Origin of the sequence: Stieleria magnilauensis, from assembly GCA_007753675.1 — a bacterium.
In the GTDB taxonomy this organism is placed as follows: Bacteria; Planctomycetota; Planctomycetia; order Pirellulales; family Pirellulaceae; genus Stieleria; species Stieleria magnilauensis.
The window spans coordinates 10,226,847-10,243,903 of record CP036432.1; the positions used below are offsets into that span (position 1 = coordinate 10,226,847).

The 17,057-nt window shown below is 54.6% G+C and carries 11 protein-coding genes; 5 read left to right on the forward strand and 6 right to left on the reverse strand.

Annotation, left to right across the window (positions count from 1 at the left end):
• Positions 1-37 precede the first annotated feature (37 nt).
• Positions 38-2,626: a DEAD/DEAH box helicase gene (locus tag TBK1r_RS36165; RefSeq protein WP_145220920.1), complete on the reverse strand. Its 2,589-nt coding sequence runs from the start codon at positions 2,624-2,626 to the stop codon at positions 38-40.
• Positions 2,623-3,582, reverse strand: coding sequence for a HamA C-terminal domain-containing protein (locus tag TBK1r_RS36170; protein WP_145220922.1), 960 nt, complete (start codon positions 3,580-3,582; stop codon positions 2,623-2,625). The genes TBK1r_RS36165 and TBK1r_RS36170 overlap by 4 nt, the downstream gene beginning before the upstream one ends.
• 352 nt (positions 3,583-3,934) lie before the next feature.
• Here TBK1r_RS36170 and TBK1r_RS36175 point away from each other — a divergent pair, with 352 nt between their 5' ends.
• Complete coding sequence (locus tag TBK1r_RS36175; protein ID WP_145213181.1) at positions 3,935-5,398, forward strand: IS701 family transposase; 1,464 nt, start codon at positions 3,935-3,937, stop codon at positions 5,396-5,398.
• 357 nt (positions 5,399-5,755) lie between these two features.
• Here the strand turns inward: TBK1r_RS36175 and TBK1r_RS36180 are convergent, their stop codons facing one another.
• Positions 5,756-7,291 (reverse strand): IS1380 family transposase, encoded by a 1,536-nt coding sequence (locus TBK1r_RS36180; RefSeq protein WP_145207156.1) that lies wholly within the window; start codon positions 7,289-7,291, stop codon positions 5,756-5,758.
• A 638-nt stretch (positions 7,292-7,929) separates the two neighbouring features.
• Here TBK1r_RS36180 and TBK1r_RS36185 point away from each other — a divergent pair.
• Positions 7,930-11,085: a DEAD/DEAH box helicase gene (locus TBK1r_RS36185; protein ID WP_145220926.1), complete on the forward strand. Its 3,156-nt coding sequence runs from the start codon at positions 7,930-7,932 to the stop codon at positions 11,083-11,085.
• A gap of 443 nt (positions 11,086-11,528) precedes the next feature.
• Here the strand turns inward: TBK1r_RS36185 and TBK1r_RS39375 are convergent, their stop codons facing one another.
• Genes TBK1r_RS39375 through TBK1r_RS36195 form a run of 3 tightly spaced genes read right to left on the reverse strand, consistent with a single transcriptional unit; the run spans position 11,529 to position 12,672 of the window.
• Positions 11,529-11,681, reverse strand: a complete 153-nt coding sequence (locus TBK1r_RS39375; protein ID WP_419580735.1) for a hypothetical protein — start codon at positions 11,679-11,681, stop codon at positions 11,529-11,531.
• Positions 11,682-11,740: 59 nt separating this feature from the next.
• A complete protein-coding gene (locus TBK1r_RS36190) occupies positions 11,741-12,031 on the reverse strand; it encodes a hypothetical protein (protein WP_145220929.1) in 291 nt (96 codons plus the stop codon).
• Positions 12,028-12,672, reverse strand: a complete 645-nt coding sequence (locus TBK1r_RS36195) for a sigma-70 family RNA polymerase sigma factor (RefSeq protein ID WP_145220932.1) — start codon at positions 12,670-12,672, stop codon at positions 12,028-12,030. The genes TBK1r_RS36190 and TBK1r_RS36195 overlap by 4 nt, the downstream gene beginning before the upstream one ends.
• 363 nt (positions 12,673-13,035) lie before the next feature.
• Here TBK1r_RS36195 and TBK1r_RS36200 point away from each other — a divergent pair, with 363 nt between their 5' ends.
• The 3 genes from TBK1r_RS36200 to TBK1r_RS36210 all read left to right on the forward strand — a co-directional run bounded on the left by TBK1r_RS36200 (position 13,036) and on the right by TBK1r_RS36210 (position 17,057).
• Positions 13,036-14,163: a hypothetical protein gene (locus tag TBK1r_RS36200; protein ID WP_145220935.1), complete on the forward strand. Its 1,128-nt coding sequence runs from the start codon at positions 13,036-13,038 to the stop codon at positions 14,161-14,163.
• 400 nt (positions 14,164-14,563) lie between these two features.
• Positions 14,564-15,691 (forward strand): patatin-like phospholipase family protein, encoded by a 1,128-nt coding sequence (locus tag TBK1r_RS36205; protein ID WP_145220938.1) that lies wholly within the window; start codon positions 14,564-14,566, stop codon positions 15,689-15,691.
• A gap of 319 nt (positions 15,692-16,010) precedes the next feature.
• Positions 16,011-17,057, forward strand: a complete 1,047-nt coding sequence (locus tag TBK1r_RS36210) for a DUF1573 domain-containing protein (RefSeq protein ID WP_145220941.1) — start codon at positions 16,011-16,013, stop codon at positions 17,055-17,057.

The window sequence follows — 17,057 nt, forward strand, 5'->3', positions numbered from 1 at the left end:
AGACCTGACCTAGCCGAAGCATTGCCGATCAAAGCAACTACATGACTCGGCCTATTCGCTTCAATGCAGATCGGGCTTCGCGGCGTACCACATTTGGTACGTCAATCGCATCCAAGTCCTGCGCCTTCAACCATCCAACGACTTCTGTCTCGCCGAGATCCGTTTCGACGATAATTTCACAAAGAAAGGTTGAGGACGTGCGGGTCATTCCAAGGCTCATTAGCACGAGTTGTGTCTTCGACGACGCTCCGAACTCCAGCCAGAGCTTGACCTCCTCCATCTCCTTCAGATCTGTCTCGCTATCCATTTGCTTCGCTACGAATGAAAGTACGTCGACGTAGCACGAGATATACTTCGGAGCGAGAAACCTCGCTACGGACTCAACCTGTTCCATGACAGAGCGAATCAGACCCGGCAGAGGCGTCTCTCGACCGGCACGAATCTCCCATGCAATACGCTCACTGATTATTCGCGCAAGCGAATGGCCTCGCATCCAGCTCACCACAAGTAACGCTTGGCCAAACGTGTTCCTCCGAAATGCGGCTGCCAGTGTCTTATTGATGCGCCCCAAAATCTCAGCGTACTCTGAAACAGCGTCCTCACTCTCTGGCAGTACCGGAGTCAGGTCGTCAACCGCCACCCCATCTTGAAGCTTGGTTTCAAAGTACTCGATAAGCCGGAAGAGGCTTGCCGGGGAAATGCCCACGTTTCGCGTCGCTAGGGCAACATCAACCTTGTCCCATGCCTCAGACTCCTCAATCGCACTGCGCAGCGACATCGTCGAATCTTCGTCAAGAATGTCGAGTAGATCAGTTTCCGCCCACCCCACTTCACGCTTGCTAATAATTGACAGGTACGAGAGTAGATGTTCCCATTCTAGGCTTTCTTTCGATCCGTCTGGGAGTGAGGGGTTCGCTGCGAAAATGAGAAATTCTTTTTTTGAAAGAGTTGCCTTCGTTGCGCGGCTCGCAGTCGATCGCTGGCGCGATGTCGGAGCAGGGACCTTCCACACATTGTCGTCACCCGGATCGACACAAATGATATTGCCTTGAAATTCTTTGCCTAGTCGCCCTGCTCGGCCAGCTAAATTCCAGAAGTCTTCTGGCGACATGGGGCTGTTGCCGCCTCGCTTAGGCCCCCGAACGAAGACGTTGCGACAGGCAAGATTGACACCCTCGACGAGTGTGGAGGTGCATACAAGAAATCGAATGACACCTTCTTTGAAGAGCCGCTCGATCTCCGAGCGAATTAGTAGCGGCATATTGCCATAATGACATGCGATTCCGTGTGGCAGAACGTCAACCAGGACGTATCGCGGATGAATCGCCTTCTTCACCAAGTCCACAAGATCAGTCAGCTCTCTATTAGGCTCGCCCATGCCCTCGCGGGCTTTGATGAGTTCCGCCAGCTGCCGAGCCATCTTCTCAGCGTCCGCTGCACCATTCGCGTAAACGATGTTGCCACCGCCATCTTTCCCAAGCGCGTAAGCCACAAACGGAAGACGCTTTGATGCCTGACTTGGCCGCTCGGCAAGCTCAAACGCACCGAGTACTCGCTCTCTTTCTTGATGCCAGACACTCAAGATCCAGTGTTGCGGTTTTCGAAGTCTCTGCCTTGCCCAGAGAAGGTTCTGGCTGACTGTGACCGTCTCAGAATCCAGATCCACTCGTTCCAAGTAGCCAGAAGCCAACGGAAGTAAGACATCCGGGTTTGAGATAAGGGGGCTAAGAAAGAGTGCAGTCGAAGGACGATGCTGCAAGACAATCTGCCGAGTCACATGCTCCAGTAAAATACCCCGTACACCATCTCCAACTTTGTGCGCCTCATCGACTATCAAGCAGTCGAGCTTCTCAGTTTCTCCAAACGTCGGCAAAAGCAAAGCGGCTCGTTCTTGCGTCAATACATAAACAACGTTCCGCGTACCGCGATCTTCAACCGGAGAGGGTATTGAAGAAACAAATGTGTCACCCTGCTCCTGGGAGATACTGGCACGGACGCCTTCCTCAACCTGTCGAATCAACGCACGTGTCGGTACGAGATAGACAACAGTGCTACCAGTCCTCTCATTTAGACGCGTTTTGAGCCATTCCAAAACGACAAACGATTTCCCCGCAGAGGTTGGCGCCGAAAGACTCACGCATTGCGAGGAGTCGATCGCTTTCCAGAAATCTTGCTGAAAACGGTTGAGACGCAGGAAGTCTGCAGACTGAGAGGACACTGACTGGCTAAAGTCACGCCCTACATACTGAGCTAATAGGTGAAACGGAAGTCGATCTACGAACCGAGGATCTGCGAGTTCCCGCGATACCGCAAGATTGATGGCTGCTCGATTTGAGAGCATATCGAGAACCACGCATGCTGCATCGCATTCCACAGATTCAGTTGACCTATGACTTAATACCGCTTGACTAATTCGAAGAGCGGCGGCTTCGAATTCAGGCCGCTTTCCTTTTGCGAGAATGCTCGAGCATGTCAACAGGTTTGCCCAGTCATGATCGCTAGATACTCCCTCATCTTGGGAAATAATTGCGAATTGAGATGCCGTGTCGAATACGACAAGCTTTTCGTAGGCATGAGCGAAGCCGTCACGAGCGTAAAGTCGGGTCGCCAGGCTACTGGTACTCATTGATGCATTAGCTCATGAAGAAATGCGTTCCGAAACGAGGCGACGCTCGGAAATGGCAAACAGAATAAGTCGATCACGAACGGACTAAGCTCCCGAGAAGTCGCACAACGCTGAACCGACTTGGTCCACTGAGGAGCTTGCGTTGCTAACAACGCCCGCACCTCTTCAGACGTCCGCTCTTTTGCACCGCTCGGGTAAGCATCTGCATCGAATCCTACGAAACACGCGCCTCTGTATTCGAGCTGGCGAAATTTGGGATGAGAGGGATCGAGGTAGTCCACTAGTGCAGACTCAAGTACCTCGTCATCCAGGTCCAAGTGGTCAGAGAGGAGGTCGATATCCCGCTCTTGGACGCTCCCACTTCCGCCATCTCCGAGCAAGAAACCTTTCAAACTATCGAGACAGCTGGATATCGCGGAGGAGTAGTCCGCATACATCTTCGCTTCACCCCAATACACGCAGAGGTTGCTAGTTGTTGGATCGACTGTCATATGCAACCCATCACACCCGTGATAATGGACCCCGCCGCTGGTCTTGAGGCGCATTTTACAAAGCACCTGCGGAATACGGAGTAGCGACTCGGTAAGCAGAAACAACAACAGCTCCCCACCTTCTCCCGTTTTGTCGAGCTTGACGAATAGGTCGCGTGCTTTACGAAAAAGCTTTGCCGTCTCACGCGTCATTCCGGTATCAGCGTCGGTAGCTTTGGCAGCGGCTATCACTGAACGCGGAAAAGCATAGTCGATTATCGAGTAGACTAGCATCGCGGCGAGATCCTTCACCCTCGGGCGGTCCATCGCGTCACTCAGCAAATACCGTGTCCTAACTGTAAGTAGACCATCGACGGTATCTTCGACGAGTTGTCCGTGATAAGCATCGAGGTCCTCGACGTTGCCACGCACGATATCCAGAAAGGCTTCCTCAGTTAGCGCCGGTGCTGTGTCGGCAGATGTCATCTGGCACCTACCGCAGATAGCGATTCTATTCTTATTTCTGTAATTCTGTCGCACATGTTGGACAATAAAGGTTATCACACACCAAACGCTGGAGGCGATCAAAATACGACAATCGATCAAACTCAAAAGCTCAACCGGCGACTCCCAACTGCAATAGGGTCGATATTATGACGACCAAGATCATCGTGGATGCGGGAGACGCTGTAAAGTTCGTGTACGAAGTTTTTTCTCCGTCGGGCTCATAACTGCACTTTAGGCGAAAAGTTATCGCAGACCGATTGATATTGCCACGAAAAAGGCCCTCAGAGAAAATGGAGGTTACCACACCAATCCACATCTCAAAGGGCCAAGGATGGCTAAGCGTAAACGCTCCGGCAGACCACCGCAAGCTCAACATTCTCGCAAATCCACGCCTTCCCAGCACGACAAGCGGCGAAGGCTTGACACACCGAATCCGAGTCGCAGACGAACCAAAACGGCAAGCATTCCGCTCAGCGGGACGATCGCAACTTTGGTCGCTTCGATGAGTGACTTGCTTGACAAACGAATCGGCTTTCGGTTGCCGATCGTTATCGCCGGGGCGATGCTCGCCGGTGGTCGCCGCACTGCCGCCAGTTGGTTTCGCTGCGGCGGCGTTAACGATGATTGGGACCGGTTCTACGAGATGCTTCAATCGATCGGGAGAAACACTGTCTCGTTGATGCTGCCGTTGGTTATGTTCATCTTCAAGAAGTTCGATCCCGGCGAGAACGGTCACTGGACGTTTGCCATCGATGATTCGCCCACCAAGCGATTTGGGCCGTACGTTGAAGCGGCTAACATTCACCACAATCCGACACCCGGCCCTGGCGACGGAGATTGGCTTTATGGTCATAACTGGGTTTGCTTGGCAATGGTCCTGAGCCATCCGCTGTTCGGAGTCATGGCGTTGCCGTTGCTCTCGCGACTGTACGTTCGGCAGGTTGACATCAACAAGCTGAAACAACGATATGACTGGGACTTTCGTACCAAACACCAACTCGCCATGGAGTTGCTTCGGCAAGTCTTTGGCACGCTTCGTGCGCTCGGCAGCAAAGCGAGATTCATTGTTGTGTTCGATGGCGCGTATGCGGCCAGGGACCTTGTGCGCCCGTTGATCGCTGAAGGTGCCACAGTAGTCACACGGCTTCGTCGCGATGCGAAGCTGTTCGATCTGCCGGCGAACAAACCGGGGCAGCGCGGTAGGCCTCGCAAGTATGGCAAGAATCGAATCAGCTTGGCCAAGCGAGCTGGACGCCGAGATGGCTGGAAAGCGATTACCTACTGTTGTCGAGGCGTACAGACGGAGGGACGTTACAAAACGTTCGTCGCGACCAGCAAGGTCGTGGGCGGTCAGGTTCGAGTCGTTTTGTTGGAGCATGCCAGTGGGAATTGGGCAGCGTACATCAGCACCGATCCGACGATGAGCGTGGAGGCAATCTTGCAAACGGTCTCTGACCGTTGGTCGATCGAAGAGCACTTTCACGACGTGAAGGAGATTTGGGGTGCCGGCGAGCAGCAGGTCCGAAACGTTTGGTCTAGCATTGCCTGCTGGAACTTGTGCGGGTGGATGTACAGCCTGGTTGAATTGGAGTGTTGGGACCTGTCGGCCGAACAGCTGGTTGATCGCAGTGACCGACCGTGGGACAATCCATCGCGTCGTCCCTCACACACAGATCGCCGTCGCCGAATCACCCGTGAAATGCTGCGTTCTGAATTTTTGAACGATCTGCATCTGGCTCCTGACGAAACAAAAATTCGCGACCGATTCGAACGCTTGCTCGCGTTTGCGGCGTGACGATCGACGACGCTACAGTCAATCACCTAAAGTGCAGGCTCATAACCAACAGACGCAAAAGAAGAAAAGGTTCCTGAAGAAGAAAAGGTTCCTGGACTCAAGAGTTGCCAGGCACCTGGTGGCCACTCTTATGCAAGGCACCGAAAGCCAGGTGAATTCACTAGTCCTCAATCAAGCGAACGCTAGCGTGGATTTTGCGTGACGCTTTCGGATTTTTGAGGCGCAGCAGCACGCTTGGGAGCACTGCTCCTTATTGGAAATTCGCATGGTATCGTGCTCATAAATTCGCTTCTCTCGGGTTAGGCGTTAGCGGCGGTACCGAAGCATCCGGACTTCGGCTTCGTTGGTTTCGACGTGTCACGTTCGAAGCGGCATCGCAATATGGTCACTGAGTGTGAACAAGTTTTCGACGCCGAGACGGTATGTCAAAATCCGCAGCTTCAGTTGACGCGATGAGCGGATGACTTGGGCCGGAATCTGGATCAACGAAGTCAAGAACGTCGAGAACTCCATTTTGATCACACGATCACGAAGGCGTTTTCGCGTCTTTCTCTGCCCGGGATTCCCTTTGACGCGGACCATCATTCCACTCCAAAGCTTCAGCGTCCAGGCAAGAGAAGCAATCAACATGTACGCCCAGTTGCTTTCCAGCGAATCCAGCGGCGCGGTCAATGCGTGACTCGCCTTGAGCTGGCTAATCGTGTTTTCCTGATCACAGCGATTGTTGCCGTCTCCGATCAGTTCACGCGACTGTTTTTCTTCCTTTGGTTCGTTGCTGATGTAGAAGAAGTACTTTTCGGTGCTGAACAAGAATTGCTGCCCACTCGTGACGTCGATGTCTTTGCGAACGGCAACCATCCGGTAGGGACGCTTGCAATTGCCAGGCTGATACGGGAACTCGGCATAGCTTTCAGCACGCAGCTTCTTGTTCTCGTAGCCGTTTTCTACGACGATTTCCTCTTTGTAGTTGGGTCGTTTTGCACGCGGATTCTCAGAAGTCTTTTTCTGCCGCCGAAGCGGTTTCCATGCTGATTCGTCGAGGGAGTCGGCAATTGCGGTCAGTGTTTTGTTGGCGTCATAGCCAAACACGAAACGGACATCCTGCGCGTCCCATCGATCGAGATGTTGGGTTGACGAAAAGTCCGTGTCGCCACGCAACAGGATCTTTCGAAACCCAGCATTGCGACATAGTTCGATCGCCCTGTCAAAGTAGAACGATGAGCCTTCACCGCTCGGGCGATTGCCGCTGCGGTTGGCCAGGTACAGTAACTCGTTGGTTTCCGCGAGCGTAACGACCAGTGGATGGTAGCCCCATTGTCCTTTGTAGTTGATTCCGATGCCCTCTTTCTTTTCACCGCAAGTCTCGACCATCGTGCCATCGGCTTCAATGGTGGCCTGCTCGAAGAACGCATCGGATTGTTGTTTCCAAACCTTCTTGCGTGCCACGTTGATTCCCTGCATCAATAGCAGTAGCTTGAAGCCATCAAAACGACGGCAAAAGTCACCAGCAGTTGTCGGATCGGGAATCCGTTCAGCGCCCAGTGCGTCCAGATACGCCTCGTCGGTGCGGCGATGCTCCAAATGTTCGAGGCAGGTCCCACCGGCCAATAGATTCAGGGCAATGTTGAGCACGTGATCGGCTTCGTCGTACGGCGCGTGAAGCTTGAACACCGGTGCGGACTGGTTGATGTGCTTTCGCAATCCGAGTTGCTCGACAAGCTGCATGACCATGCCGATACCGCCACAGGAAACCGCCTCAACTTTCTCGGCCAGTTCGTACTTTGCCCGCAAGGGGCGAATCATGGGCGTATGTGTCTTACCCTTCTTCTTGTCGATACGTTGTAGAAGAACTCGCTTGCGGCGCAGCAACCGACGGCGTAAGTTGTCGTTCACTCGAAATCCTCCGTTGAGTGAGTGCGTTGAAGTTGTCGTTATCTCCAATACACCCGCAAAACGCCGAGGGTTTCGAGTTTTTTCAATTTTTCACCATCAAGCGTTCGCTTGATTGAGGACTAGTCTGGTATAAGTTGTAAACTCTCGTTTGCGTGCACCGACGGCCGACACCGGAGTGCCGATCGAGTTCACCTTATTGGCGTTGGTTTCAATCGGTTTAGCTTTTCAACTAATCAACGAAAGGCTGAGCCGCTGTTGACGCGCCCAATACAAGCATGATCACTGGAGCAATGACCGCCCACAACCCGCACTCTGGAGGACGCTTGCGAACCGAAGTGGGGAGGGCGAATGGCAATGGTGATCGTTCGTGGCGGCATCTCAGTTGCTCTATCATTCTGCCCCGAATGATTCTGCCTTCTTTCGACGGTCAGCGTGCTCGCTTGCAACTCTGCACGACCGTGTTGATAACTCTTACGTACCGCTCGGAATTCTCTGCCATCGATCGTGCGTTGATGGAGACACAATGAATCCATCATCGTGGTAAATCCGAGGGGGCCAATTTTCATTCGGCCAGCGGATTGGTATTGAGCGCTCTCTGAAACCGGACACGCAACCACTGGTCGGTCTAAGACGCTAGAATCTACCATCGTATCATCGGGCAGCGTCATCCTGCCGGCAACAATCAACTGGGCAGTAGGCAGCGAGTGGAACCGGGACTCTACGATCATCTTCTGACAACCGCGATCGAAGACGAGATCGCTCGGCTGGGAGATCCCCGATTAACAATGCTCGCGCCGGTGGACCCGGAGGAGGCGCACTCGGCCCTCGCGCAGTTTCTTGAGCGGTTGATCGCGGGCAGTTTGGCTGCATTTCGTGGGGCCGAGGCCGCTGAGAAGCAACGACAGCTGACCGATAGAATTCTAAGCACGCTCGCAGAAGCGTTACATGAGAGCGATGCTGAAGTTCTCAGCATTGCCAGTCCACTGCAACGGCTGATGGCGATTCACCGGTCAGTCGATGGCCTGCCAAACGACAGACCGGACAGTCCTCTTTCACGTTGCTCGCTTCTAACGGGAACTCGACTCGACGCGAGCCTGGGAAGCCAGCTTCGCAAAGAAATTGCAACGTGTGATCAAGTGGACATCCTCTGCTCGTTCATCAAGTGGAGCGGATTGCGTGTCATCGTTGACCATCTTCGCGAACTCACCGAACGAAATGACGAACTTGCGATTCGTGTGATCACGACCAGCTACATGGGTGCAACGGATCCCAAAGCGGTCGCGGCACTGAGTGAATTGCCCCGGACGGAGGTGCGGGTCAGCTACGACACGAAACGAACCCGACTGCACGCAAAAGCCTATCTATTCCATCGCAAGACCGGCTTCAGCAGCGCTTATGTTGGCTCTGCCAATTTGTCGAACGCGGCATTGTCCGAGGGACTTGAATGGACAACAAAAATCAGTCAGTACGAGTTGCCGTATTTGTGGGACAAGATCAGCGGCACCTTTGAAACGCATTGGCAGGATGACGAGTTCCATGCGTTCGATACCGAGTCACTTCCTCGACTGCGCCAAGCAATTCGCACCGAGCGGAAATCAGAATCCACCCCTGGACTGGCGATCAACTTCGACTTGCGTCCGTTCCCGTTTCAGGAAGAAATCCTCGACATCATCGCTGCGGAACGCGATGTCCAGAACAAGCATCAGCACCTCATCGTGGCCGCCACGGGAACCGGCAAGACAATGATTGCTGCGTTTGATTACGCTCGCGTCGCGAGAGAATGGGGACGCAAACCGCGATTGCTGTTTATCGCTCACCGAAAAGAGATCCTCAGCCAGGCCATGGTCGCGTTTCGTTGTGTGTTGCGAGATCAAAACTTTGGCGATCTCCTCGTCGATGGGAATCAACCGGAGCAGCACGAACATCTATTTTGCTCGATCCAGAGCTACAATTCCCGGAATCTGCGGATGGAGTCCGCGGAGCAATTTGAGTATATCGTCGTCGACGAATTCCACCACGCTGCGGCACCCAGCTACCAATCCTTGTTGGACCACGTCAAGCCTCGCGTTCTGCTTGGACTGACCGCGACGCCCGAGCGTTCTGATCAACTGGATGTGTTGAGTTGGTTTGGAGGACGAGCAAGTGCTGAAATTCGGTTGCCGGATGCCATTTCACGGCGACTGCTGTGCCCGTTTCAATACTTTGGGATTTCAGACGCAGTCGATCTTGATGGTCTGACATGGCAACGTGGCGGCTATCGAGTTGATGACTTGGATCGGCTGTACACCGGCAACGACGTCCGCGCCATGCTGGTATTCGAGAAGGTTGCCGAGACCGTACTGGATTTGCAGGAGGTGCGTGGGCTGGGATTCTGCTGCAGTGTTGCTCATGCCGAATTCATGTCTCGCTTCTTCGATGAAAACGGCATTCCGTCGATTGCATTGTCAGCAAGTTCGACCAACGAGCAACGCAATTCTGCTCAGCAACGGTTGCGCGAGCGCTCGGTCAATTTCATCTTTGTAGTCGATCTCTACAACGAAGGCATCGACATCCCCGAGGTCGATACGGTGCTGTTCCTCCGACCGACGGAAAGCTTGACAGTGTTTTTGCAGCAGCTCGGGCGCGGTTTGCGTTTGCATCCCGAAAAGGAGTGTTTAACCGTGCTGGACTTCATCGGGGCGCAACGCAAAGAGTTTCGGTTCGCCAGTCGGTTTCGTGCACTGAGTGATAAACCGACTGCCAAACTTGACCGCGAAATCGAAAGCGGTTTCCCTCACCTACCCAGTGGTTGCGTGATCAAGCTGGAGCGAGTCGCTCAACAACGTGTGCTTGAAAACGTGCGTGAATCGATTCGCCTGGTGCGACCGCGAATGGTGGGTTCCCTGCGTGATCTGAAGCAGTACTTGGGGAGAGTCCCCACACTTGAAGACGCGCTCGAATATTTCGACACGACTCTCGATGAGCTGCTCAAGCGAGGGCTTTGGTCGCGTCTGTTGGCAGACGCTGGCTTGATTGATGTGGCGGACGCCCCAGACGAGAAACAACTCGCCAAGGGGCTACGTCGCCTAAGTCACATTAACTGCCCGCTGCAAATTCGGGCGATACTGAATTACCTGGAGCGGGACGCCGGCCCGGTAACGGGCGTGGCTGAGATGCTGCACGTGTCATTGTGGGGGACGCAGCATTCCGAGATGACCCTCGCCGAGGCGGACAAACGCTTGCGAGACAATTTGGTCGTCGTCGATGACCTGCGATGTGTACTGGACTATCGATTGAAACACTCGCCATTGATTGCTGGTCGGAATGCGACGGCATTTGAGCCCTTGGCCATCCACGCAGCCTACACACGGGACGAAATCTTGGTGGCGCTCGGACATTGGAATTTCAATGATCGGCCAAGCCAGCGTGAGGGTGTGTTGCATCTAAAAGACCGCAAATTGGATGCATTCTTTGTGACGCTGCAGAAAACCGAGGATGAGTACTCGCCAACGACGATGTATGAAGACTACCTGATCTCGCACAACCAATTCCATTGGCAATCACAGAGCAACACGTCCGAGCAATCACCGACTGGCCAACGCTACATCCGTCACCGCGAGATAGGCTATACGCCGTTGCTGCTTGTGCGTGAGACAAAGAGCCTGCCTTCTGGACTCTCGGCTCCCTATCACTTCCTTGGGCCGTGTCACTACTTAAGTCATACAGGCAGCCGTCCTATCAGCATTGTTTGGGAGCTTGAGCATCCCGTACCAACGCGCCTGCTACGCACGATGGCCCGGCAGATCGCCGTCTAGCAAAGTCACAGATACCGAATCGCCGCAAGTTGACAGTGATCCCCGACGTCACGGAGTTCTGACTTTGGCTCTTACCGAACCCGGAAAGCTTTGCCCGCTTTGCCGCAAGCCGATGGAGAATCCGCAAACTGAGTTTTGCACATGGGCGCATCTCGAATTGCATTGCCACCCGGAGTTCTGTGTTTTGAACGACGCGGCCGTCCACCAAGCCTGTATCGACGAGTGGGCCCAACGCGATCGGTTCGTGGAATTCTACAACGCCAACGTACGCGATGAACTTGTGGTCGATAGGACGGGGCGCGTTCGGCACCGCAGAACCGGGCTGTATGAGTTGTTTTGGCGCCTGCTTCACCGCCGGTGTTCCGCGACGAGTGGCCCGAGATCTGCTTTGGTTGGGGGTGGGGAGCTTCTTTGGTAGTCTGAGCTGTTTCGGTTTGCCTATTCTATTTGAAATGCTCCTGACCCTTTTTCCTGACAGCGTACACCGGAACAATGTTGGGATGATCGAGTGTCGCCGCCGCGCGAGAATCGTGTTTGAAACGAGTGATCGCCTTCTGGTCGAGCATCGCGACGTGCGGCAAGACTATCAATGCCACCGAGCGTCCCGGGACAGCTGCTCGGCTTCATAGACCACTCCCATCCCGCCACGGCCGAGTTAAGGAATGATGCGAAAGTTGCCAATGGCCTCCGTCGTCGAAGTGCCGCTGGAATGATCGACGTTCCCATCGGCCACCGAGTGTGCGACCGCGGCGACCAAAGCGTAGGCTTGCAGGCAGTCATGCAACTCATCGCCCAGATCGGGATAATCTTTCACGTACAAGTCGATATCAACCTGCTCGCCAGTCTCAATCCGCGCCACGTATCGTTCGACCGCCTTGACGAGCGGGGCATCGCCGTCCTGTTCCGGTATGGGTACACCAAGAGAGTGGTTCGTCGGTGAATTCATGATGATTCTTCGAAGGACTGCGTGGACTCGTTGTCACCGTCGATCGCTCGGCGCATGTTCGCCAGAGCCCGAACCCATAGGCTCTTCACTGCCGCGGTGCTACGCCCCATGGCTTGGGCGACCTCAGGAAACGTCTGGTACTGAAAGTTATGTCGAATGATCACTTCGCGGTGATCATCACAAAGTTGCGAGAGCGCGTCGGCCACCATCACTTCCGACTCTCGCTTGGCCGCGATCGCGATAGGCGATGCACCCGGATCGACGACGCCTCGGGAAAGCCCGGCGGACGTCTGGTCGAGTTCTTCGCGCAAACGTTTTTCCCTCGCGATATCCCGCCGATCCCGCGTGTAATAGCGTGCCTGGCCGGCAATCTCAGTCGCCAGAATGCTCCGCAGCCAGGCCATCAATTCGCGTTCACTCTGCCCGCGGAATTGCCCGAATGCTTTCTTCGCCGACAAAAACGTCTCTTGGACGACGTCCGAGGGGCTGACTTTTCCACGCAGTTGATGGTTGAGCCGAAGGCGGGCAAGCAACTTTAAATACGCTTGGAACGACTCCAACACATTGCCCAGTGCGGAATTGTCACCGGCTCGCGCTTGCGCGATCAGACGCTCGATGGAATCGCTTGAGTGGGGGATCATCCCGGCAATTTTCCCGTGTTTAATTCACCAAGCCCCCAAAAGATCACGCCGCAGGCTGCGCCAGTTGCAAAGGCGGACACCGAGACGTACTCGACCATGCTCTAGGTGACTTGGTTGCTACCGGAAGTGCGATGGTATCGGGTCACTCGATGAAAACTCCGAAAATTTCTCTCTCGTGGTGTGATTCGGACCTGGAGTCCGTGTCTATCACAAAATAGCCGCTTTCGATCCCGGTGACCCGACACCATTGACTTCGCGGCGGCAACTTCTTTCCTAGAGTCCGCGCGACAGGCGTGACACGGGACCGATGAAGCCAATCTCGCATAACCCAGGACCGCTACAGTGAACATTCGCACCCCATCAATGCTACGTTGTCTCCTCGTTGTGACGTTAATCACGTTGCTCCCGAATCAATTGGCATTTGCCAAGAAAGGAGGCAAAGGTGGCGGCAGCGACGCACCGGTCGCGTACCGCGTGTACGAGATTCCTGCTATCGACGGTCTGCCGTTCTACGCGGGTGGCGTGAACGAATTCGCCGAGGTTTGTGGGGAGGTAGGTCAACTACCAGGTCAGGCCGCTTGGTCCGACGGAATCACGACGTCGACACTCAATTCGCTCGTGGATCTTGTCGACCCCCAGGCGCGAGTCGATTCGACAACGGGAGAAAAATGGCACCTCAGAACGGCCAATGCGATTAACAACTGGGGCCTAATTGCCGGACAGACTAAGTTGACCGAGGACGGCCAACCAGTGATAAGCGGCGTCGCGAGCGCTGGATACCTGTTCGATCCAAACTCCGAAACGCCACTGAAGTTGCTTCAATCGCCAGATGGAAGCGATTCGTGGGCAACCGATATGAACAACTCGGGGGACGTTCTCTTGATGGCATATCAGTCTGACATTGCCTACTTGTATCGATCTATCGATCAATCGTTCACCCCGGTCGCAAGCGATGCGTTCAATGGATGGATCAGCAATCGCAACACGGACGGCGATCTTTTTATTGCGATCCAACACTCGGCCGGCTATGTCCGATACTGCCTAAAGGCCGACGGCGTCGTTGAGGAAACCATGCTTCCGTTGACGGTTCGCGACATCAACGACTCTGGCACGGTCGTTGGGTGGGTGGATAACCGAGGCAGCGTCGTTAGTTTCTTCGATGATTCACTCACAGTCCTCAAGAATGGGCGAAAGAATTTGCCGGGACAAGGCTGGACCACCAATAACGACGGCGACATTGGGATCAACGTTTACACGGGACTGTACACCCCCGAACACGGTGCGATCGATTTGGATAGTCTCGTTCATGCGGACGATGCGTCTCTCTTCTTGGACGACTTTCACACGATCCATATCGCAGGGATGACCGATCGTGATTCGGCAACAGGATTTCCATTGCTGACGACATCCAATTATGCATCGAGTGCTCCGAATAGCGATCGGACGGACACGTCGTTTCTCCTGATCCCGACGATTCCGACTGGAAACTGATTCGCGCTCGCATACGTCAGAATGGTTTCTCAAAAACGCTGCATTCGTTGAAAAGCAGACCGGGGACACAGCGTCTTCGTATTGATTACGCCCGGCCAGGCTGGCGATTGCGACAAGTGCTGGAAAGCTCAGGATCGTGTTCGGCGGCAGGAACGAGCGTGGCATTTCGATCGTTTGCTTTGCGTGACGTGGGAATCCGGTCGCTCCAGTGCCGTGACGGAGCCGGCTGCATTGGCGCTATCACGCGACAAGGGTCGTCGTTTTAGCCGGCGATCGCTGGATTGATCTGGATCTGGCGATTGCTGCGACCCTACCATCGCGGCGACGTCTGACGCGCGAATCCCCGATGATTTTGCGGGTCCACTGGAAGCCCTGTTTCACGCCATCACCGCAATGTTTCATGAAGATCTCGCTGGCATTCTCTGGCGGTGGCGTCCGTGCGACGGTGTTTCATCTCGGTGTTCTGGCTCGGCTGGCGCGGCAAGACTTGCTCGGCAACGTGGAAATCGTCTCCAGCGTTTCCGGCGGCAGCTTGGCTGCCGGGCTGGTCATCGCATCGGCCGGATACCGATGGCCCGGCAGCGAAGAATACTTGCATGATGTCGTGCCCCGTTGCCTGTCCGTGTTGACGACGCGAAATGTGCAGCGGACGTATGTCCTGAACTCGCTGCTGTTTCCGTGGCGTCTGGCGACCGGCCGGGCATCGGTGCTGGGCGACGCATTGGAACGCAACTGGGGCATCGGGGGATCGCTCGCCGATTTGCCCGTCACGCCACGCTGGATCATCAATGCGACCTGTTACCAGACCGGCAAAAACTGGCGTTTCCAACGCGACTTGATGGGCGACTATCAAACCAAGTACGTCACCGACCCTCGTTTTCGTTTGTCGCACGCGATGGCCGCGTCGGCCGCCGTTCCGGGTTTGATCGGGCCGTTGCGTCTTCAATCTCGCAAGCACCGGTGGAGCGAGTATCGCGATGGCGATTGGTGCAACATCACACCGAAGTACAACCACCTTCACCTCTGGGACGGCGGCGTCTACGACAACTTGGGCGTCGAGTCGCTGTTCAAGCCCGGCGAAGGCCTTTGCGGTGACACGGATTTCTTGATCGTCTGTGATGCGTCACGCCCGCTGTCGAGCGAGACTCGACAATCACGGTGGCGTCCGGGGTACCTGAAGGCATCGATGCGACTGGTCGATATCGCAACCGACCAGGTCCGCAGCCTGCGGACGAGGATGTTGATGGAGTTCTTTAAACAGAACCCGGGAACGGGCGCCTATTTGCGTCTGGGGTTGGCGACCAAAAAGGTTTACTTGCGCAATCCCGGCACGGGCAAACCCGCGCTGACGGACGACGAAGTCAGCCGGGTCGCGCAGATCGAAACCACACTCCGTCGGCTCACCCACAGCGAGTTCAGCCTGCTGTTCCGCCACGGCTTCGAAGTCGCCGATGCAACGCTCTCCACCTACGGCAACGAAGCCCTCGGCCGCGTCCCCAGCAATCAAGTGCTGTTCAAAGCCGCGTGAAGCGTGATCGGCCGCCGAAAACGGTTCTGCACTCATCTCAAAACGGCGCCCCTGTCTCTGGAATGCACCCCAAACATTTGCACGCGATTGGGTGAACACTGCTCTGAAACTTTATCCTTCAAAAAAACTGGTTTTTCATTGACAGACGCAGACCGCACCGCTTCCAATGGCTCCGGTTGCTTAACAACACCATTGAGAGGCGGCTATTTAACTGGGGCACTCTAAGCATGCTGCGCAACAAGCACTCTTGATACTTCAATGTGCGCAGCAGCGGGATTTGCGTCGTGAGTGGCTGGCTCGTTAATCATGGAGCCAAACAATGCTCGTACGGATGTCGTTTTGGGGCGTCGCGATCACCAGCCTGCTGACAATCATTGCAGTTGCTGAAGAAGCGAAACCGACACAAGAAATCTTGCTTAGCAAGACGGAAGTGAGCCAGCTACCGTTGTTCGGAACAATCATGGTCTCCGATGGACCGACCGAGAGCACTGTTGACCTTGGAAAGAGCTTTTCTGGAACAATCCACCAGGGTCGTGTCATCGTAAACAACGATGCCACGCAGCCAGTACGCGTGGGCAACATGATAACCTCGTGCGGATGCACGCTCGCAACGCCAGAAGACGGCTCGATTGCTCCCGGAGACCAAAAACACGTCTTGCTACAAGTTGCGAAAAGAGGAGTCGGCAACTTTTCCGAGAAGGTGAGTCTTGAGCTCGCTGGCCGATTCCATACGATCAATCTCAAAGGAAGACTGGCTCCCCGTGTCACGTGCGCGGACGAGCTCGTTTTCCCCGATGGTGGCACAGGATCAATCGAGATCGTCATGCATGACGAAAACTACAGAAATTCCGCCTTAGAATTTGAAGTGTCTGGCGGTTATGCATCCATCGTTGACAGCCGAACGATCGGCGAGAACACCAAACTGACCTTCCAATGGACCGACGACACAAGGTTTATAGACAATCTTCAATTGAGGACGTTTGTCCTGCGTCCAAACAGAGAACGACTTGAGCTCACACCGCTCCTCATACCACTCAAGCATCCCGGCAGGATTAGAAGTGTTCCGAGCACGGTGTTCATCCACCCCGACAAGGATTTCCGACTGTTTCTCTTCGGTGACATCGAAAGCATTGCATCGAAGGCGAAAGAAGGCGATGGGACGTTGAAAATCGGGCTGAAGTCGGTGTCGGAAAACTCAATGCCCATCCGGATCCTCACGGCATCTGCCGTTTCAAACACGAAGTCGGTCATCTTGACATTCAGCGGGAAAGATGTAATTGACCTGAAGGATGGCGAGACTCTCCTCGCATCGTGCGAAGACATCGAATTTCGGTTTAAAGTTCGTTCGTTAGAAAAGGGGTTATGA